We start from the raw sequence: 19,668 nt of genomic DNA, 5'->3' as shown, positions 1-19,668 counted from the left end.
GGTGGGCGGCGAGAGGGGCTGATCATGATCGACCATGTAGTGCTCGGAGTGCACCACCTCGATGACAGCCGGCATTTCTACGAGCACGCGCTCCGGCCGCTCGGCATCAAGGTCGTCGTGCAGGAGGCCAAGCTGGTCGGCTTCGGCGACGACAGCGGCAAGCCGTTCTTCTGGCTGGCCCTGCGCGAGCCCTCACATCGGGTGCACGTGGCCTTCACCGCCGCCGACCGGGCCGCGGTTGATGCCTTCCACGCCGCCGCGCTGCACGCCGGCGGGGTCGACAACGGCCCGCCCGGCCCGCGCCCGGAATACCACGAGAACTACTACGCCGCCTTCGCGTTCGACGCCGACGGCAACAACATCGAGGCGGTCTGCCACCGCCCGGCCTGACTGGTTTTTCCGGTACGGCGGGTCTCGCTACTTTTGGGTGGTATCCCTGGAGTTGTCTCCAGGAGGTGACAGTCATGCCGGCACCCCTGCCCAGCAACGAAGCCGACCGGCTCGCCGCTCTCTACGAACTGCACGTGCTCGACACCGCGCCCGAGACCGACTTCGACGACATCGTCAAGCTCGCCTCGACGGTCTGTGACGTGCCGATGTCGTTGGTCAGCCTCATCGACATCGACCGCCAGTGGTTCAAGGCCAAGATCGGCACCGACCTCACCGAGACCCCGCGGGACATGTCCTTCTGCGGCCACGCGATCCTCGGCAAGGACGTGCTCATGGTGCCGGACACCTGGGAGGATCCGCGGTTCGCCGACAATCCGGCGGTCACGCTGGACGGCGGGGTCCGCTTCTACGCGGGGGCACCACTGATCACCAGTGACGGCTTCGCGCTGGGCACGCTCTGCGTCATCGACTCCCGGCCCCGCCGGCTCGACAACGAGCAGGTGCAGGCGCTGCGGGCGCTGGCCCGGCAGGTGACCTCCCAGCTCGAACTGCGCCGGTACGCGAGCGCGCTGGTCAACACCACCGCCCGCCTGCAGGAGCTGGAACGCCGCAAGGACGACATCGCCGGGCTGGTGGACGGCCAGCTGCGCGCCCCGCTGCGGCTGATGCGGTCGTACCTGGCGGATCTCGGCAACACCGGCCGCCACGACCCCGAGCTGGCCGAGCTGGTCGGGCGCGCCACCGCGGCACACGTCCGCGGGTTCAGCGACCTGCTGGACCATCTGGCGTCGATGGCCGAGGCCGGCCACGGCGCGGACAGCCTGCACATGCGCGAGATCGACCTGACCCGGCTGACCCAGCGGGCCGTCGAGGCGGTCCGGCCGATCGCGGCGACCAAGCAGATCTGGATCCTCAACCAGGCCGGCGGGCCGTCGCTGCCGATCATCGCCGATCCCGTACGGCTGGAGCAGGTCCTCATGCACCTGCTGTTCGCGGCGGTCAAGTACACACCGCGGGGTGGCCGGGTCCGGGTCGGCACCGACATCGAGTCCGGCCCGACCGTCCGGCTCGACGACATGGACATGCCGGACGGGCTGCGCCCGGACCTGTTCCCGCACCTCTACTACGGCGCGATCGCGAACCCGACCGCCGTGCAGGGCCCGGACCAGGGCCTGTCCGTGGCCAAGCGGATCCTGGACGCCCACCACGCGACGGTGGCGCTCTCCGACCGGCCCGGCGACGGCACGTCCCTGCACCTGGTGTTCCCGTTCGCGGAACGCGAGCTGGCCACCGCCTGAGCGGCGCCGCACCGCAGGGGTCCCGCACCCGCCCGGCTGCAGTTCGGGCGGGTGCGGGACCTTCTCACACCCCGCGCGTGAACACGGGGCCGGAACCGCCGCCCGGGGGCGAGCCGGCCGACGGCAGGTCCTCGTCGGTGTCCGGTGGCAGCGCCTGGCTGGGCACCGGGGGGCGGGCCGTGGCCCGGCCGGCTGCCGGGTGGGCCGGGTCGGTGACCTGGCCCAGCACCGGCGGCCAGGTGTCGACGGCCGGGGCGACGCCGTGGCCGGGTCCGGGTGGGGTCGAGGGGATCATCGGGGCCTCCGCGGCGGGGGTGCGCGCGCCGGTGAGCCCGGCGCGGTGCAGTTTGTGCCAGCGCAGCCGGGCGCCGGTCATGGCGGTCACCGCGGACTGGATCAGCACCAGGTACATGAGCTGCCGGTACGCGAACTGCTGCAGCGGCAGCCGCCAGAGCGGGCGCATCGACTCGTGGTCGAAGCGGAACGCCACGGCCGCGGTGAGCAGCTGCAGGGCCAGCATCAGCCCCCAGGCGACCACGGTCGCGCTCAGCTCCCAGAACACCAGGCCGTACAGCAGCATGATGTCGACGACCGGGGCCAGCAGCGGCAGCGCCACCCCGAACAGGGTCAGGAACGGCAGCCCGACCCGGCCGAAGCGCCCGGAGGCGCCGGAGTCGGTCAGCGCCTTGCGGTGCTTCCACATCGCCTGCATGGTCCCGTAGCTCCACCGGTAGCGCTGGCGGTAGAGCTGCTCCAGCGTTGTCGGCGCCTCGGTCCAGGCCCGGGCTTTCTCCTCGTAGACGACCCGCCAGCCGGCCCGGCACAGCGCCATCGTCACGTCGGTGTCCTCGGCCAGGGTCTCGTCGCTGACCCCGCCGACCTCGGCCAGCGCCGAGCGGCGGAACGCGCCGATCGCCCCGGGCACGGTCGGCATGATGTTCAGCACCTCGTACAGCCGGCGGTCGAGGTTGAAGCCGATCACGTACTCGATGTGCTGCCAGGCCGCGACCAGCGTCTGCCGGTTGCCGACCTTGACGTTGCCGGCCACCGCGCCCACCGTCGGGTCGGCGAACGGCTGCACCAGCATCCGGATCGAGTCCGGCTCGAAGATGGTGTCGCCGTCGACGGTGACGATGAGGTCGTGCCGGGCGAGCGCGACGCCGGTGTTGAGCGCGTTCGGCTTGCCGCCGTTGGGCACCCGGATGACCCGCACGCCTGCCAGGCCGAGCCGCTCGACGATGCCGGCGGTGCCGTCGGTGGAGCCGTCGTCGACGACCACCACCTCGATCTCCGGGTAGTCGCCGCCGGCCAGCGACCGGACGGCGGCCTCGATGCCCTCCTTCTCGTTGTAGGCGGGCACGATGACCGAGACCGGTTCGGTGACCGGCGGGCCCCAGCTCCAGCCGGGCTTGCGGCGCTGCCGGGCGTGCCGGGTGGCGAGCACCAGCAACAACGCGGTACGCCCGATGGTCAGCAGCCCGACCACCAGGAACAAGCCGGCCAGGCCCCAGACCAGGCCGTCGGCCAGCCGTACGGTCCACAGCAGCCCCGCCCCGCGCAGCCGGTCGGTCGAGCTGGCCTCGGGGTTGACCGGCAGCATCGGCACCGCCGCGGCGGCCGCGTCCTGCTGCTCGGCGATCGACAGGTTCAGGCCCTCGGTGACGGTGGTGAACCGGTAGCCGCGCTCCTTCATCATCGGGATGAACGCCTTCAGGGCGGCCAGGGTCTGCGAACGCTCGCCGCCGGCGTCGTGGAACAGGATGACCGCAGAGGTGTCGCCGGGCGGGGTGGCGTTGCGGATGATCTGCGCGACGCCGGGCCGCTGCCAGTCCTCGCTGTCCCGGTCGTTGACCACGACCAGGTAGCCCTGCCGGCCGGCCTGCTTGATGATCTTCCAGTTCACCTCGTCGATGGCCTGTGGCTTCGACGAGTACGGGAACCGCACCAGGTTGGTGTGCACGTTCGCGGCCCGGGCGACGGCCACCTGGGTCTGCGACATCTCGAGGTCCCGCCGCCACGGTGCGAGCCGCTGCATGTTCGGGTGGGTGAACGTGTGCAGGCCCAGCTCGTTGCCGTCCGCGGTGATCTTCCGGGTCAGCTCCGGGTTGCGGGCCACCTCGGAGCCGACGACGAAGAACGTGCCGTGGGCGTCGTTCTCCCGGAGCACCTCGAGGACCTTCGGCGTCCACTCCGGGTCCGGGCCGTCGTCGAAGGTCAGCGCGATGGTGCGCGCGGGCAGCCGGTTCGAGCTCTCCTGGCCGCCGGTGGTGTTGATGATCGGCCCGCCGCTGCGGATGGCGGCCGGCACGCCGGCCTGGTCACCGACCTCGGACTCCAGGTGGTCGCCGGTGAACTCGGCGTTGATGTACGCCTGGACCACCAGCACGCCGACGAACAGGCTGATCAGCAGCGTGCCGAGCAGGACCCGGGGCCGGGGCAGCAGGCGGCGCCGGGTGCGGCCGCGCCGGACCGGCGGCGTGGTCATGGGGCGTCACCGGCGGCGGCTTGGGGCTCCGGCTCGGCCGGCGGCTCGGGGTCCGTGGCGGGTGCGGCGGGCGCGGCGGCCGGCTTCGCCTCGGCGGGTTTCGGTGCGGCGGGCTCGGGCCTGGCCGGCGTCACCGCCGGCGGCCAGGGCTCGACCGGTTCCTGGGGCTCGACCGGCGCCGCGGTCGACCCGCCGCCCACCGCGCCGCCACCGCCCTGGCCGCCTCCGCCGCCCGGGATCGGCGGTGGCGACGGGGCCACCGGCGGCAGCGTGGTCTCCGACTCCGACGGCGACGGCGTGCCGCTGGACACCGGTGGCTTGGTGTCCGTCGACTCGACCGGCTTGGCGGAGGTCGGCGAGGGCTTGGCCGAGGGCGTCGGTGACGGCCGGGTGCCGGCGGAGCGCGGCGTGCCGGCCCCCGCCTCGCGGGGCCGGGTGACCGGCGCGCCCCGCGTCGGGAACGCCTCGAGGATGGGCTGGGTGGCCGCCCGGGTGACCACCGGTTCCGGGGTCGGGCTCGGCCGGGCCACGACCACGGCCTCCTCGTTGTTGTCGTCCGCGAGGTCCGGCAGGGGCAGCACAGCGCTCGAGCTGACCGGCCCGCCGGCCAGGCTGACGCTGACGAGTCCGCCGTAGACCATGCAGAGGGCACCGAAGCCGTACGCGACCTTTCGCAGCATGCGCCGGCGGCGTCCGGTCGAGTCCACGAACACCGGCGAGGGGTGCGCGACGACGATCACCTCGGTGTCAGGCATGTCGACGTCGGCAATTGGCGGGTTATGGGGCTCCTGCAATGTCACGTCGCGAGCTTAGAAAGATCTACGGCGATCTTGGTCGGCGTCATTCGACCTGATGACCACCGAACGTGGACCGGAATCAACCGAAACGGTGAGGTCTCACGTTTGACCTGCTGGCGAGCGTGTGCGCGGGATATTTCGGGCCGCCGCTGACCTGCGGACAATCGTTCGGGAGGCAAAGGTTACGTCTATTTGCGCTACGGCTTGGTGTCGTATTACCGACCGACCCGGACGCGATTATCTGAATGGCTTTCACCAGGGGATAAGTGGCTTTAAAAACAATATACCCTTATGACCGTTTTGCTCTTCAGGACACGACGTACGCGCCTGGTCACAGTCTGACGACGGGCCGCGACAATTTTCCCGATAACTGAGTCAGTCCACCCGTTGTGTCCGCCATCGGCGGTCGTTAAGCTTCTTCATGCGCGCCTCTATCGCCCGCTTCCCCCGTGGCAGGCGATCGGGGCGCGCACCTACTTTCACGAGAAACGCCCGCCGCTCCTCGAGCGACGGGCGTTTCCGCGTTTCCGGGGCTCTCCGGCCCGGTCAGATCCAGCGGCTGCCCAGCCACATCCGCGCCGACCAGTCGCTGTAGGGGATCAGCTGGCCCACGAAGATCGGATGGAAGTACGCGAAGCAGAGCGCCACCAGCAGCACGTAGACGCCGGCCACGACGGTGCCGACCAGCTGCCGGTCGGTGCGTCCCGGGCCCGCCACGATCCCGGCCGGTGGCGTCATGATGGCGCCCAGTGTGTACACCACGGCCAGGATCAGGAACGGCAGCGCCGGCAGCACGTAGAACGCGAACATCGTGCGCCCGTCGGCCACCGCGAAGTAGAACCACGGCAGCAGGCCGGCCACCACGCCGGTGCCGATGGCGAACGCGCGCCAGTCCCGCCGCGCGATGCCGAACCAGACCAGCGCGCCCAGCGCCGGCAGGAACGACCACCACAGGATCGGCGTGCCCAGCAGCAGGATCTCCGCGGCGCAGCTCGGCGCCCCGCAGCTGCCGTTGCCGTTCCAGTAGAAGGCCACCGGGCGGCCCAGCAGCAGCCACTGCCAGGGCCACGACTGGTACACATGCCGGTCGGTCAGGCCGCTGTGGAAGTTGTACGCCTCCGAGTGGTAGTGCAGCAGGTTGATCAGCGCGCCCAGCACCGGCGGTTCGCGGTGGCCGTTCGCCTCCTGCCAGTGCCGGAAGTAGCCGGTGTCGGTGACGAACCAGCCGGTCCAGGTGGCCAGGTAGAAGACGAACGTCAGCACGAGGCTGAGCACCAGGTAGCCGAGGTCGCCGAGCAGGCCGCTGAGCACGGGCCGGCGCACGCCCGCCGAGCGCCGCGCCTGGATCCGCCAGACCAGCACCAGCAGGCCGAAGAACGGCGCGAAGAACAGCGCGCTCCACTTCACCCCGCAGGCCAGGCCGAAGAGCATGCCCGCGGTGAGCAGCCACCAGGGCACGATGCGGGGCAGCCCGCGCGCATTCGCCGGGTCGTAGCCGCGCTCCAGCGCCCGCCGCCAGCGCCGGCGGTAGTGGTCGCGGTCCAGCACCAGCGCCGCGAAGGCCGCCAGGATGAACAGCCCCAGGAAGATGTCGAGCAGCGACGTGCGGGACAGCACCAGCTGGAAGCCGTCCAGCGTCATCAGCAGGCCCGCGATCCCGGCCAGCACGATCGAGTGGAACAGCCGGTAGGCGACCCGGATCAGGATCAGGATCATCAGCGTGCCGGCGATCGCGCCGGAGATCCGCCAGCCCAGCTCGTTGTTGCCGAACGCCTTCTCGCCGAGCGCGATCAGCCACTTGCCCAGCGGTGGATGCACCACGTACGCCGGGCCGTTGGTCTTCTCGTCCCACTCCACGCCGTACTGCAACATGTCCCAGGCGTCGGTCGGGTAGTAGACCTCGTCGAAGACGTAGCCCTTGGGCCGGTCCAGCCCGACCAGCCGCAGGATCGCCGCGATCCCCACGATCACCGCGGTGACCAGCCACGAGTACGGGTTCCACCAGCTGTCGAGCGTCGCCAGCCGGCGCCGCACCGCCTCGGGCACGCCGCCGGCGCCGCCGGTCGCCGGGGGTTCCGAGGGCTCGTCCGGGGGGACGTCTCTGCTGATCGCTGTCTCAGCTGTCGCCGAAGTCACCCCGCGATCGTAGGCCGCGGGACAAGTCCACGGCGCCCGGTGCCCGCGCGTCGTCGTGTGATGGACTTCCCGGGTGACGGAGACGGGTACGGGCCGGGTCGTACTGGTCGGCGCGCCGCTGGGCAACATCGGTGACGCGTCCGCCCGGCTGCGGGAGGTGCTGACGGGCGCCGACGTGGTGGCCGCCGAGGACACCCGCCGGCTGTTACGGCTGGCCCGGGACCTGGAGGTCACCGTCACCGGGCGCATCGTGTCGTACTTCGAGGGCAACGAGGAGCGCCGTACCCCCGATCTGGTCGACGCGCTGCGGGCCGGCAAGGTCGTCGCGGTGGTCACCGACGGCGGCATGCCGAGCGTCTCCGACCCCGGCTACCGGCTGGTCCGGGCCGCCCTGGACGCCGGCTTCCCGGTCACCGCCGCGCCCGGGCCCAGCGCCGTGACCACCGCGCTGGCGCTGTCCGGGCTGCCCAGCGACCGGTTCTGCTTCGAGGGTTTCCTGCCGCGCACCGGCTCGGGCCGCCGGTCCCGGCTGCGCGAGCTGGCCGCCGAGCCGCGCACGCTGGTCTTCTTCGAGGCGCCGCACCGGATCACCGCGGCGCTGACCGACCTGGCGGCGACCTTCGGCGCCGAACGCGAGGCGGCGGTCTGCCGCGAGCTGACCAAGACCTACGAGGAGATCCGCCGCGGCCCGCTGGGCGAGCTGGTGGCCTGGTCGGCCGAGACCGGGCCGCGCGGGGAGATCACCGTGGTGGTGGCGGGCGCGCCCGCCGGGCCGGCCGAGCGGCCGGCCGACGCGGACCTGCGCGCGGCCGTCGCTGAGCGCGAGGCCGCCGGCGCCTCCCGCCGGGACGCGGTGCAGGCCGTGGCCGACGCGTACGGGCTGCGCAAGCGCGAGGTGTACGCGCTCGTGCACACCGCCCCGTAGAGCGGCTCAGAAGGCGACGGCGAGGAACCCGGCGAGCAGCACGAGCGGCCCGGCCAGGCTGGCCAGCAGCGCGCCGCGCCGGGCCGGGATCGAGTCCAGCCGCCGCGCCCCGGTCAGCCCCGCGATGCCCAGCCCGCAGAGCAGCACCAGCACGAAGCTCAGCGCCCAGCGCAGGTGCATCAGCAGGCCGGTGCTGCCCACGTACGCCTGCCGGCTGTCGCTGCTGACCATTCGCGCCGGTGAGCTCATCCCGGGGGCGCTGCGGTCGGGCTCGACGCCGAACAGCGCGAGGGCGTACACCCGGTAGGCGCCGTCGGCGGGGACGAACCGGCCGGTGCAGCGCTGGGTGACGCCGGCGCCGGTGCAGCGCTCGACGGTCGCCGAGCCCCGGTCGCCGTGCCCGACGGCGAGCCAGAACGGCTCCGCGCCGACCCAGGCGAAGAACGCGGCGACCAGCGCGAGGGCGAGCATCGCGAACAGCCCGGTGGCGGGCCGGCGGGGCGGGCGGGCGCGGCGGCGGGACGGGCGCCCGGTGGTGGCGGGCTGCTCGCGGGTCTCCGGGGGCGGCGGCCACGTGTGCGCGCGGCGTTCCTCCTCGGCCTTCCAGAAGGGCGAGGTCTCCAGCAGGGCGGCGGTGCGCTCCTGGCGTACCCGGTCCTGCAGGGCCCGGTCGGCGCGGGCGGGGTCCGGCCGGCCGCGGCCCGGCCGGGGCGGCCCGGCGGGCGTCTGGCCGGGCACGGCGGTGCGGTCCAGCGCGACGGTCGGCCGGTTGCGCTCGGGCTCCGGCAGCACCATCACATCCGGTACGGCCGCGACCGGCTCGGGAACCGGCGTCGCCTCGGGAACCGGCGTCGCCTCGGGCACGGGCGCCGTCGAGGGGACAGGCGCCGTCTTGGCGGCGGGCGCCGTCTTGGCTGGGGCCGCCGTCTTGACGGGAGCCACCTCGGCAATGCGGGTCGCCTCAGCGCGGGTCGCCTCGGCGCGGGTCGCCTCGGCGCGGGTCGCCTCAGTGTGGGTCGCCTCGGCGCGGGCCGTCTCCGTGTGGAGCGGCTCGGCTGCGCGGGTCCGGCTGCGGGCGGCGTACACGGTGCCCTGGCCGGCGGTGTTGAACCGTTCGGCGTCCACCCGGTCGTGGTCCTGCTCGACGGCCTTGCCGTCGCCGGGCTGGGCGTGCCGCGGCTGCTTCTCGGTGGGCTTCGCCACCTTCAGCTCCGCCACCGGCGGATGGCCGGGGACCGTGGGCGCGGCGGCCTTCGGCGGTTCGCCGGTCAGGGCCGCGAGCACGTCCTGGCCGCCCGCCCGGTGCGCCTCGGCGGCCGCGCCGGTGTGCTGGGCCGGCTGCGGCGTCTCGAGGGTGGGTGCCGGGGCGGCCCGGCGGCGTGTGCCGCGTGACCGCTCGGCGGCCTGGTCCGGCTCGTCGGCCCGCCACCAGGGCGAGGCCGGGTCGGCGTGCGACCACGGGGTGCCGTCGTCGCGCGGTGTTTCCCCAGGCTGTGGCGCGTCACCCGTCATGGTTCCCATTGGACTACGGCGGTCCGCGGCGATCAGGGAGATGATGGGGCGTGTCGGGACAAAAAGGGCGGGCTGCCCGCCGTCCGCGGGGGTCACTACGCTTAGGCACCATGAGTCACGTTCTTGCCGCGGTCGCCTGGCCCTACGCCAACGGCCCGCGCCACATCGGTCACGTCTCCGGCTTCGGGGTGCCCTCCGACGTTTTCAGCCGGTACATGCGGATGTCCGGCCACGACGTGCTCATGGTGTCGGGCACCGATGAGCACGGCACGCCGATCCAGGTCCAGGCCGACGCCGACGGGGTGACGCCCCGGGAGCTCGCCGACCGCTACAACCGGGTGATCGTCGAGGACCTGCACGGCCTCGGGCTGTCCTACGACCTGTTCACCCGCACCACCACCCGCAACCACTACGCGGTCGTGCAGGAGCTGTTCACCGGCCTGCACGACAACGGCTACATCGTCGCCAAGACCACACTCGGCGCGATCTCGCCGTCGACCGGCCGCACCCTGCCGGACCGCTACATCGAGGGCACCTGCCCCATCTGCGGATACGAGAGCGCCCGCGGCGACCAGTGCGACAACTGCGGCAACCAGCTCGACCCGGAGCAGCTGATCAACCCCCGCTCCCGGATCAACGGCGAGACCCCGCAGTTCGTCGAGACCGAGCACTTCTTCCTGGACCTGCCGGCCTTCGCCGAGTCGCTGGGCACCTGGCTGGACGCCCGCGAGGGCTGGCGCCCCAACGTGCTCAAGTTCTCCCGCAACCTGCTCGACGACCTGCAGCCCCGGGCGATCACCCGGGACCTGGAGTGGGGCATCCCGATCCCGCTGGACGGCTGGCGCGACCGGCCCGACAAGCGCATCTACGTATGGTTCGACGCGGTCATCGGCTACCTGTCCGCCTCGATCGAGTGGGCCCGCCGCTCCGGCGACCCGGAGGCCTGGCGGCAGTGGTGGTCGGCCGACGCCCAGGGCAAGGACGCGCTCGGTTACTACTTCATGGGCAAGGACAACATCGTCTTCCACTCGGTGATCTGGCCGTCGCTGCTGCTCGGCTACTCGGGCTCGGGCGACAAGGGCGGCGCGCCGGGCTCGCTGGGCGGGCTCAACCTGCCCACCGAGGTGGTCTCCAGCGAATACCTGACGATGGAGGGCAAGAAGTTCTCCTCCTCGCGCAAGGTCGTCATCTACGTCCGCGACTTCCTGGAGCGCTACGACGCCGACGCGCTGCGCTACTTCATCGCCGCCGCCGGCCCGGAGTCCAACGACACCGACTTCACCTGGGCCGAGTTCGTCCGCCGCAACAACGACGAGCTGGTGGCCGGCTGGGGCAACCTGGTCAACCGGTCGATCTCGATGGCCGCGAAGAACTTCGGGGCGATCCCGCCCTCGGTCGATCCCACCGCCGAGGACCAGGCGCTGCTCGACACGGTCCGGGCCGGCTTCGCCTCGGTCGGTGAGCTGATCGGCAAGCACCGGCAGAAGGCGGCGATCGGCGAGGCCATGCGGCTGGTCGCCGAGGCCAACAAGTACCTGTCCGACCAGGCGCCGTGGAAGCTCAAGGACGAGGCCGTCAAGCCGCGGATGGGCACCGTCCTGGCGACCGCGCTGCAGGCGATCAGCGACCTGAACACGCTGCTGACGCCGTTCCTGCCGCACTCCGCGCAGCGGGTGCACGAGCTGCTCGGCGGCACCGGCGTGCACGCGCCGATGCCGTCGATCGTCGAGGTCGACGACCTCGACGGCGGCCCGGGCTACCCGGTGCTCACCGGCGACTACACCGTCGGCGCCAAGTGGGAGTCGGTGCCGCTGGTGGCCGGCACCCCGCTGGCCGCGCCCAAGCCGGTCTTCCGCAAGCTCGACCCCTCGGTGGTCGAGGAGGAGCTGGAGCGCCTCGGCTCCTGATCGATCCACGGCGATAAACCGGATTGATCTCTTTCGTGGTCGTCGGGTACCTTCAGCGCGAACCACGGGGGATACGCAAGCGTTTCATCGGTACGGCAGCGTTCTGACGTAGCTGCCGTACCGATGACGTGTCTCCTTCGGGGTGCGGAACCCCCTCGAAGGAGCTTGATGAACCCACGCCTCACCCGCCCGCTGCTGGCCGTCGCCGTCACCGGCGCACTGCTGACCGGCGGCAGCCTGGTCGGCGCGCCCGCGTCCGCCGACCCGGGCGTCACGCACACGCTCCCGCCGGAGGCAGCGGCCCTGCTGGACGACCCGGCGCCGGGCCCGACCGCCACCACCGCCGAGCCGACGCCCGAGCCGACCGCGACGACCGAGCCGACCGCGACGCCCGAGCCGACGCCGGAGCCGACCGCGACGACGGAGCCCACGCCGACGCCGACGGTGCCCACGGACCCGGACCCGGCTGACACGGTCGCCCCGGCCGGCCGGTTCACGCTGAACTCCGCGGCGCTCTGGATCGGCCAGTCGGTCAGCCTCGTCCAGGGCGCGGTCACCGACGACACCAGCGCCCCGGACCAGATCACCCGCGTCGCGGCCTGGGGTGACGGCACGTCGAGCACGCTGGCGGCGGACACGGCCACGTACGCGCACAAGTACCCGAAGAACGGCAAGTTCACGGTCACGGTGACCTACCGTGACGCCGCCGGCAACACCAGCAGTGCCGCCTCCGTGGTCACCGTCACGACGCCGGGCGCGTTCAAGCTCAGCAAGACCACGGTCTGGTCGAACGAGTCGTTCACCGTCACGTTCTCGAAGGTCCCGGCCGGCACCACGAAGATTGTCTTCGACCAGGGCGACGGCTACATCGCGACGTTGACGGGTAAGAACCAGACCTCGCGGATGTACCTCGACACCGATGAGGACGGCGGCAAGATCTCGGGCGCCGTGTCGCTCCGGGCGACCTTCCACAACCGGTACGGCGCCTCGTCGGCTTTCGTGATCGGCAAGGTCACCGTCAAGCGGGACAGCTGGAAGCCCGTCACCACGGTCAAGAAGCCGAAGAGCAGCAACCGGATCAAGTCCTGGAAGTACGCCACCGGCACGGCCAAGGACAAGGGATCCGGGGTGTACCGCGTCGCGGTGTACGCCTCCCGGCTCACCGGCAGCAAGTTCTACTGCTACAGCGCCAAGAACACCTGGAAGCGGGTCACCAGCGACGCCCAGGCCGACAAGTACTGCGTGCCGCACTACGTGAAGGCCAAGAAGGGCAAGTGGACCCTGCGGCTGAAGGGCGTGGCCAAGGGCACCCTGTGGGTCGACGCCGCGACCCAGGACGTGTCCGCGAACTGGGGCAAGTTCAAGACGGTCAAGGTCAAGATCACCCGGAGCTGACCGGGAGCGCGCCGGCCACCCGCCGCCTACAGCTGGTACGGCAGCTCGGCGATGTGGTGGTCGGCCAGCTCGCGCAGCGGCGCCCACACCTCGTAGACGCCGCGTTCGTAGCAGCGCGCCCCGACCGCGGACACCGCGTCCGCGTCGGGGTGCACCAGCCGCAGCCGCGCCCAGCTGTCGTCGCGTTGCAGCACCCAGCACGGCACCGCGCGCCACACCGCCTGCTCGGCCCGGCGGCTCAGCGTGGTCACCGGGTAGCGGGCGGCCCGGGTCAGCGCCCGCACCCGGAACTCCTCCGGCGGGTCGGCCACCGCCTGGTACTCGTGCTCGTTGATCCGCCCCACCAGCCGCGCCGAGCCGGCGTCGGTGCACGGCACGTACTCGCGGTCCGGGCTCACCCCGGGCAGCCCGTCCAGCAGGTGCCGCCAGCGCGGGCCGGCCAGCCGCAGCCAGCCGTGCTGCTCCGGCTGGTAGGTGTAGAGCACCACCTCGTCGCCGGTGCCCGGATAGGCCAGCAGCTGCGCGTTCGCCGGCAGCGGCAGGTCGGCGAAGCCCGCGGTGACGAACTCCGGGATCAGGTCGTCGGTGCTGGGCGTGAACCCGGTGCCCAGCACCATCGGGCCGATCCGGGAGTGGGCCGGCAACGCGGTCAGACCTTGCTGGACCTCGCCCATCGGGATCTCGTAGTCGCTCGGGTCGACCGCGCGCCAGCGCAGCGCGTACGTCACCGCCGGGTCGCCGGCGCCGTCGGTGCGCAGCAGCGCCAGCTCGGTGGGCAGCCGCAGGTGGGCGATGTCGCAGGCGCGGTAGCAGAAGCCGTACGGCAGCCAGCCGGCCAGGTGACCGGCGAGCTGGGCCGCGGAGAGCACTTTGGTCATCCGGGTGCCCCGGCGCACCGCCGCGGTGGCCCGGATCCGGTGCAGCACCGCGTCGTCCCGGTGCCCCGCGGACTGGCTCATCGACTGGACCCGGTCCCAGGTCAGGTCGCGGCGCAGCGGGGCCAGCAGGGGAGGTTCGAGAGGATCGGCACCGACCTCGGTGTCCTCACCGGTCACGGTCACGGGTGCAACTTAGGCCCTGCGGGTGGATTCGAAATGAACGCGAGGTTACCCGCCGTCCTGTGTGATCCTGGACGGCGATGAACAGTTCTCAGCCCACCGAGTCACGCAAGGCCCGGGCCGCCCGGCGCGCCGGCGAGTTCCCGCCCGCGCCCGAGCCGCTGGCCGTACCGGTCTTCGACAGCCATACCCATCTCGACATCACCGTGCACGAGGCCGGGGTGCCCGGCGGCGCCGCCGGCGACGACCCGGTCGAGGCCCTGATCGACGCCGCCGCGAAGTCCGGAGTGGACCGGCTGCTCCAGATCGGCGTCGACGTGGCGTCCTCGCAGTGGGGCGCCGAGCTGGCCGCCCGGCACCCGGCGGTGCTCGCGACCGTGGCCCTGCACCCGAACGAGGCGCCAAGGCTGTCCGATCTCGACGAGGCGCTGCGCCGGATCGAGGCGCTGGCCGCCCTGCCCCGGGTCCGCGGCCTCGGCGAGACCGGCCTGGACACGTTCCGCACCGGCGAGGACGGCCGGGCCGCCCAGGAGCTCAGCTTCCGGGCGCACATCGGCTTCGCCAAGCGGTACGCCAAACCGCTGATCATCCACGACCGGGAGGCGCACGCGGACGTGCTGCGGGTGCTCGATGAGGAGGGCGCGCCCGACGTTGTGGTGCTGCACTGCTTCTCCGGTGACGCGGAGTTCGCCGCGGAGTGCGTACGCCGGGGGTATCTGCTCAGCTTCGCCGGGACGGTCACCTTCGCCGGCGCGGTCCAGCTGCGGGCGGCGGCGGCGCTCACCCCGCCGGAGCAGGTGCTGGTCGAGACCGACGCGCCGTACCTGACGCCGGTGCCGTACCGGGGGCGGCCCAACGCGTCGTACCTGATCCCGCTGACCATGCGGGCGCTGGCCGAGGCGAACGGCACCGACCTGGACGCGCTCTGCGCGGCCGTCTCGGCCACCGGCGAGCGGGTCTTCGGCCCCTGGCGCTGATCAGGCCAGCGGGTATGCGGCGCAGTCCAGCTGCTCGCCCAGCCCGCCCAGCAGCTTCGCGAACGCCGTGGGCGCCGCGGCCAGCGGACCCCGGGAGACGAACCGGACCGCCCAGCGGTGCCCCGGCGCCACGTTGAAGATGCGGTGGCGCACCAGCGAGCCGCGCTCGTGCGGCTCGACCCCGGTGACGCCGCGGTACCACCACTCGCCCTGCTCGGTGATCGAGCGGGCGGCCCGGTCGAGGGTCACCGTGATCGTGCTGCCCTCGCGCACCACGGTGAACTCGTCACCGCGGGACGGGACCGCCGAGCCGGTGGCCGCCAGCGGCGAGCGCCCGCCCGGCCGGGCGTCGAGCAGCACCCCGGCGACCTCGTCCGGGGCGGCTTCCACCACCCCGCGCAGCTCGAGCAGCTCGGTCATGACCTCGTTCTACCGTGTCCGGGCCACCCGCCGCTGCCCCGTGCCGCCGCGTCACTCCCCGGCGGCCGTAGGCTCTGACCTCATGGCTGACGCACTGCTCGGCCCGGCGGAGATCCGGGAGCTGGCCGCGCGCCTCGGCGTCGCGCCGACCAAGAAGCTCGGCCAGAACTTCGTGCACGACCCCAACACGGTCCGCCGGATCGTCGCCGCAGCGGCCCTGACCAGCGACGACGTGGTGCTGGAGGTGGGGCCCGGGCTGGGCTCGCTGACCCTGGGACTGCTCGGCGCGGCCGCCCACGTGCACGCCGTCGAGCTGGACCCGGTGCTGGCCGCCGCGCTGCCGGAGACGGTGGCCGCCCGCGCCGATGTCGGCAAGCTGACCGTGCACCACGCCGACGCGCTGCGCGTCCGGGCAGCCGAGCTTGCCCCCGCGCCGACCACGCTGGTCGCGAACCTGCCGTACAACGTGGCGGTGCCGGTCGTGCTGCACCTGCTCGCCGAGCTGCCGACCCTGCGCGGCGGCCTGGTGATGGTGCAGAAGGAGGTCGCCGACCGGCTGGTCGCCGGTCCCGGCTCGAAGGTGTACGGCGTCCCGTCGGTCAAGCTCGCCTGGTACGCCGCGGCCCGCGCCGCCGGCAAGGTCCCGCCCGCGGTGTTCTGGCCGGTCCCCAACGTCGACTCCGGGCTGGTGTCGTTCACCGCACGCACCCCGCCCGCCGGCGCCGACCGGCGCACCGTCTTCCAGGTGATCGACGCGGCCTTCGCCCAGCGCCGCAAGACGCTGCGGGCCGCGCTGGCCGGCTGGGCCGGCGGTGCGGCGCAGGCCGAGGAGGTCCTGGTCGCGGCCGGGGTCAGCCCGCAGGCCCGGGGGGAGTCGCTCACGGTGGGCCAGTTCGCCGCGATCGCGGCTGCCGCCACAGGCCCGGGGTACGGCGGTAAGCTCAGCGCGTCGGGCAGGCGGCACGAGGAGGTGGACCGATGACGGCGGAACCCACGGGCCACGTCATGTGGACCCCGGACCCGATCAGGCAGCGCGCGGCGAACTACACGGTGGTAGACGTGTTGGAATTGCCGGATGACGCGCCTCGGGTCGAGCTGAACGATGGAGTCATGGTCGTGGTCCCTTCATCCACTCTCGGCCACCAGGACACGGGAGCGTTGTTGTGGATGTGGTTCCGTCAGCATGCTCCAGAAGGATATCGCCCGGGTCTGGCGGTCGGCGTCGCGACAGGATTCAAGAACTCGCTCGAACCCGATGTGGTTCTGCTTCGTGAGCCGGTGGTGAACAGCCACTTCTATGACGCGGCGCAGACTGCCATTGCCGTCGAGATCGTGTCGCCCAGCACGAGGAAACGGGACCGCCTCCAGAAGCCGGTGGAATATGCCGCTGCGGGTGTGACCCACTACTGGCGCATCGAACAGGACCCGCTACACGTCTTCGCATATGACCTGGTGGGCAGCGAATACCAGCTGGTCGCAGACTCGACTGACGAGCTGGTGCTGAGCGCGCCGTTCGAGATCCGGCTGGCGATCTCGGACATCACTCCGTGACGGAGGCGTGGGGGCCGGACGACGACAAGCCCCGCCGGTACGCCGGTCCGGTCAAGGTCCGGGTCCCGTCGAAGATCAACCTGCACCTCGGGGTCGGTCCGCTGCGTGCCGACGGCTACCACGAGCTGAGCACCGTCTACCACGCGATCAGCCTCTTCGACGAGCTGACCGCGCGCCCCGGCGACACCCTCACGCTGACCATGGAGGGCGAAGGCGCCGGCGAGCTGGCCCTGGACGACAGCAACCTGATCCTGCGGGCGGCGCGGGCGCTGGCCGCCAAGGCGCGCGTACCGGCGCATGCCCGGCTGCACCTGCGCAAGACGATCCCGCTGGCCGGCGGCCTGGCCGGCGGCAGCGCCGACGCGGCCGCCACGCTGCTCGCCTGCGACCTGCTCTGGGGCACCGGCTACGGCAAGGACGAGCTGGCCGAGATCGGCGCCGAGCTGGGCTCGGACGTGCCGTTCCTGCTGTACGGCGGCACCGCCCTGGGCACCGGCCACGGCGAGTCCGTCAGCCCGATCCTGGCCCGCCCGACCACCTGGCACTGGGTCGTCGCGATCGCCGACGGCGGCCTGTCCACCCCCGAGGTCTACCGCGAGCTCGACCGGCTGCGCGACAGCCCGTGGCCGCCGACCGCGCTGGAGAGCGCGGACGAGCTGATGGGCGCGCTGCGCCAGCGCAAGCCCGAGGTGCTCGGCGCGGCCCTCGCCAACGACCTGCAGCCGGCCGCGTTGTCGCTGCGCCCGGCCCTGGCCGACGTGCTCAAGGCCGGCTACGACGCGGGCGCGGTCGCCGGCATCGTCTCCGGCTCCGGGCCGACCTGTGTCTTCCTGGCCGCCGACGGCGCGCACGCCGACCAGGTGGCGGCCGACCTGAACAAGGCGGGGGTCTGCCGGAGCGCGGTCACCGCGCGCGGGCCGATGCCGGGCGCCCGGGTAACCTAGAACCATCGTGGCCAACATCATCAATCTGGACCGGGTGAACAAGGGCTACGGAGCCGCCGGTCAGCTGCTTACCGACGTTTCGCTGGGGCTGGACGACGACGCCCGGGTGGGCATCGTCGGCCTCAACGGGGCCGGCAAATCCACCCTGCTGCGCATGCTCGCCAAGCTCGAGGAGCCGGACTCCGGCCGGGTCACGCACCGCCGTGACCTGCGCGTCGCCGCACTTCCGCAGACGCTGACGCTTGCCCCCGAGGCGACCGTCCGCGATGTCGTGCTGGGCACCGCCTGGCTCGACGAGGGCATGGGCGCCGAGCACGAGTGGGCCGGCGACGCCGGCGTCCGGGAGATCCTCACCGGCCTCGGCATGGGCCACCTGGGTCTGGAGACCCCGGTCGGGCCGATGTCCGGCGGTGAACGCCGCCGGGTCGCGCTGGCCGCCCTGCTGGTGCGCGAGTCCGACCTGCTCATCCTCGACGAGCCCACCAACCACCTGGACGTGGCCGGCGTCGACTGGCTGGCCCGCTACCTGCTGGGCCGGCGCGGCTCGCTGGTCGTGGTCACCCACGACCGCTGGTTCCTCGACGCCGTCTGCACCGCCACCTGGGAGGTCGTCGACCAGCAGGTGTTCGCGTACGAGGGCGGCTACGCGGCCTGGACGCTGTCGCGCGCCGAGCGGCTGCGGGTCGCCGTCGCGGTCGAGTCCCGCCGGCAGAACCTGCTCCGTAAGGAGATCGCCTGGCTGCGCCGCGGCCCGCCGGCCCGGACCTCCAAGCCGCAGTTCCGGATCGACGCCGCGAACGCGCTGATCGCCGACGTGCCGCCGGTCCGCGACCAGGTCAGCCTGCAGCGGCTGGCCACCACCCGGCTCGGCAAGCAGGTCTACGACCTCGAGAACGTCACCCTGCACGCCGGCCCCAAGCCGATCTTCAAGGACCTCACCTGGCAGGTCGGCCCCGGCGACCGGATCGCGATCCTGGGCGCCAACGGCGCCGGCAAGACCACCCTGCTGCGGCTGCTGGCCGGGCTCACCAAGCCCGACGGCGGGCGGCTGGTCACCGGCTCCACCGTGCGCCCCGCCTTCCTTTCCCAGGAGCTCACCGAGCTGCCCGGGCACCTGCGGCTGCTCGAAGCGGTCGAGGAGGTCGCCCGGCGGGTCAAGCTCGGCGACCGGGAACTCTCCGCGGGTCAGCTCGCCGAGGTCTTCGGCTTCACCGACAAGCGCATCTGGACCCCGGTCAGCGACCTCTCCGGCGGCGAGCGCCGCCGCCTGCAACTGCTGCGCCTGCTGGCCACCGAGCCCAACGTGCTGCTGCTCGACGAGCCCACCAACGACCTCGACACCGACACGCTGGCGTCGCTGGAGGACCTGCTCGACTCCTGGCCGGGCACGATGATCGTCGCCAGTCACGACCGCTACCTGGTCGAACGCGTCACCGACACCGCGTACGGGATGTTCGGCGACGGCCGGCTGGTGCACCTGCCCGGCGGCATCGACGACTACCTGGTGCGGGCCGGCAACCCGGCCGCGCCGCCCGGCGAACTGCTGACCAACGGCGGCAAGGCGCCCGCGCCGGCCGCCGGGATGTCCGCCGCCGACCTGCGGACCGCCCGCAAGGACCTGTCCCGGCTGGAGCGCCAGGTCGGCAAGCTGGACGAGCGGATCTTCAAGATCAATGAGAGCCTGGCCGCGCACGGCAGCGACTACGACAAGCTCATGGAGCTGGACGCCCAGCTCAAGGCCGCCCAGGCGGAACGCGCCCAGGTCGAGGAGGCCTGGCTCGAACTCGCCGAACGCGTGCCGGAGAGCTGATCCGGGGGTGCCCCTGCGCCGTCCCCCGGCGATGCGCGAGAATCTCTTCCGACACCACCCGAC

General features: G+C 72.5%; 16 protein-coding genes. 10 read left to right on the top strand and 6 right to left on the bottom strand.

What is annotated here, in order from left to right:
- The first annotated feature begins 24 nt into the window (after nucleotides 1–24).
- Nucleotides 25–390, top strand: coding sequence for a VOC family protein (locus ACIBQZ_RS07935; protein WP_396087719.1), 366 nt, complete (start codon nucleotides 25–27; stop codon nucleotides 388–390).
- A gap of 74 nt (nucleotides 391–464) precedes the next feature.
- Entirely contained in the window at nucleotides 465–1,688 is a 1,224-nt protein-coding gene (locus tag ACIBQZ_RS07930) for a GAF domain-containing protein (protein ID WP_396087718.1), read from the top strand.
- Nucleotides 1,689–1,752: 64 nt separating this feature from the next.
- On the opposite strand, the gene ACIBQZ_RS07925 is transcribed toward ACIBQZ_RS07930, so the two are convergent.
- The 3 genes from ACIBQZ_RS07925 to ACIBQZ_RS07915 form a co-directional block, all read right to left on the bottom strand.
- Nucleotides 1,753–4,173 carry a bifunctional polysaccharide deacetylase/glycosyltransferase family 2 protein gene (locus ACIBQZ_RS07925; RefSeq protein WP_396087717.1) on the bottom strand — a complete coding sequence of 807 codons (2,421 nt, stop codon included), beginning with the start codon at nucleotides 4,171–4,173 and terminating at the stop codon, nucleotides 1,753–1,755.
- Nucleotides 4,170–4,928 carry a hypothetical protein gene (locus tag ACIBQZ_RS07920; RefSeq protein ID WP_396087716.1) on the bottom strand — a complete coding sequence of 253 codons (759 nt, stop codon included), beginning with the start codon at nucleotides 4,926–4,928 and terminating at the stop codon, nucleotides 4,170–4,172. Before ACIBQZ_RS07920 ends, ACIBQZ_RS07925 begins: the two co-directional genes overlap by 4 nt.
- A 588-nt stretch (nucleotides 4,929–5,516) precedes the next feature.
- A complete protein-coding gene (locus ACIBQZ_RS07915; protein ID WP_396087714.1) occupies nucleotides 5,517–7,106 on the bottom strand; it encodes a dolichyl-phosphate-mannose--protein mannosyltransferase in 1,590 nt (529 codons plus the stop codon).
- A gap of 73 nt (nucleotides 7,107–7,179) precedes the next feature.
- On the opposite strand from ACIBQZ_RS07915, the gene rsmI reads away from it, so the two are divergent.
- Complete coding sequence (gene rsmI / locus ACIBQZ_RS07910; RefSeq protein WP_396087713.1) at nucleotides 7,180–8,031, top strand: 16S rRNA (cytidine(1402)-2'-O)-methyltransferase; 852 nt, start codon at nucleotides 7,180–7,182, stop codon at nucleotides 8,029–8,031.
- 6 nt (nucleotides 8,032–8,037) lie between these two features.
- Here the strand turns inward: rsmI and ACIBQZ_RS07905 are convergent, their stop codons facing one another.
- A complete protein-coding gene (locus tag ACIBQZ_RS07905; RefSeq protein WP_396087712.1) occupies nucleotides 8,038–9,543 on the bottom strand; it encodes a hypothetical protein in 1,506 nt (501 codons plus the stop codon).
- 110 nt (nucleotides 9,544–9,653) lie between these two features.
- Here ACIBQZ_RS07905 and metG point away from each other — a divergent pair, with 110 nt between their 5' ends.
- Together metG and ACIBQZ_RS07895 are read left to right on the top strand one after the other, a co-directional pair.
- Nucleotides 9,654–11,450 carry a methionine--tRNA ligase gene (gene metG, locus ACIBQZ_RS07900; RefSeq protein ID WP_396087711.1) on the top strand — a complete coding sequence of 599 codons (1,797 nt, stop codon included), beginning with the start codon at nucleotides 9,654–9,656 and terminating at the stop codon, nucleotides 11,448–11,450.
- A gap of 168 nt (nucleotides 11,451–11,618) precedes the next feature.
- Nucleotides 11,619–12,845: a PKD domain-containing protein gene (locus ACIBQZ_RS07895; RefSeq protein ID WP_396087710.1), complete on the top strand. Its 1,227-nt coding sequence runs from the start codon at nucleotides 11,619–11,621 to the stop codon at nucleotides 12,843–12,845.
- Nucleotides 12,846–12,871: 26 nt separating this feature from the next.
- Here the strand turns inward: ACIBQZ_RS07895 and ACIBQZ_RS07890 are convergent, their stop codons facing one another.
- A complete protein-coding gene (locus ACIBQZ_RS07890; protein ID WP_396087709.1) occupies nucleotides 12,872–13,906 on the bottom strand; it encodes a hypothetical protein in 1,035 nt (344 codons plus the stop codon).
- Nucleotides 13,907–13,983: 77 nt separating this feature from the next.
- Here ACIBQZ_RS07890 and ACIBQZ_RS07885 point away from each other — a divergent pair, with 77 nt between their 5' ends.
- On the top strand, nucleotides 13,984–14,880 hold the full coding sequence (locus ACIBQZ_RS07885) for a TatD family hydrolase (RefSeq protein ID WP_396087708.1): 897 nt from the start codon (nucleotides 13,984–13,986) through the stop codon (nucleotides 14,878–14,880).
- On the opposite strand, the gene ACIBQZ_RS07880 is transcribed toward ACIBQZ_RS07885, so the two are convergent.
- On the bottom strand, nucleotides 14,881–15,300 hold the full coding sequence (locus ACIBQZ_RS07880) for a hypothetical protein (RefSeq protein WP_396087707.1): 420 nt from the start codon (nucleotides 15,298–15,300) through the stop codon (nucleotides 14,881–14,883).
- 82 nt (nucleotides 15,301–15,382) lie between these two features.
- Here ACIBQZ_RS07880 and rsmA point away from each other — a divergent pair, with 82 nt between their 5' ends.
- The 4 genes from rsmA to ACIBQZ_RS07860 are packed head-to-tail and all read left to right on the top strand — an operon-like array spanning nucleotide 15,383 to nucleotide 19,605.
- Nucleotides 15,383–16,282 (top strand): 16S rRNA (adenine(1518)-N(6)/adenine(1519)-N(6))-dimethyltransferase RsmA, encoded by a 900-nt coding sequence (rsmA, locus tag ACIBQZ_RS07875; protein WP_396087706.1) that lies wholly within the window; start codon nucleotides 15,383–15,385, stop codon nucleotides 16,280–16,282.
- Nucleotides 16,279–16,851 carry a Uma2 family endonuclease gene (locus ACIBQZ_RS07870; RefSeq protein ID WP_396087705.1) on the top strand — a complete coding sequence of 191 codons (573 nt, stop codon included), beginning with the start codon at nucleotides 16,279–16,281 and terminating at the stop codon, nucleotides 16,849–16,851. The genes rsmA and ACIBQZ_RS07870 overlap by 4 nt, the downstream gene beginning before the upstream one ends.
- Entirely contained in the window at nucleotides 16,848–17,795 is a 948-nt protein-coding gene (locus ACIBQZ_RS07865; RefSeq protein WP_396087704.1) for a 4-(cytidine 5'-diphospho)-2-C-methyl-D-erythritol kinase, read from the top strand. Before ACIBQZ_RS07870 ends, ACIBQZ_RS07865 begins: the two co-directional genes overlap by 4 nt.
- Nucleotides 17,796–17,802: 7 nt before the next feature.
- Nucleotides 17,803–19,605, top strand: coding sequence for an ABC-F family ATP-binding cassette domain-containing protein (locus ACIBQZ_RS07860; RefSeq protein WP_396087703.1), 1,803 nt, complete (start codon nucleotides 17,803–17,805; stop codon nucleotides 19,603–19,605).
- The last annotated feature ends 63 nt before the right edge of the window (nucleotides 19,606–19,668 follow it).

Source organism: Actinoplanes sp. NPDC049599 (assembly GCF_044465625.1).
Taxonomy (GTDB): Bacteria; Actinomycetota; Actinomycetes; order Mycobacteriales; family Micromonosporaceae; genus Actinoplanes.
This window is presented reverse-complemented; position numbering and strand designations above follow the sequence as displayed.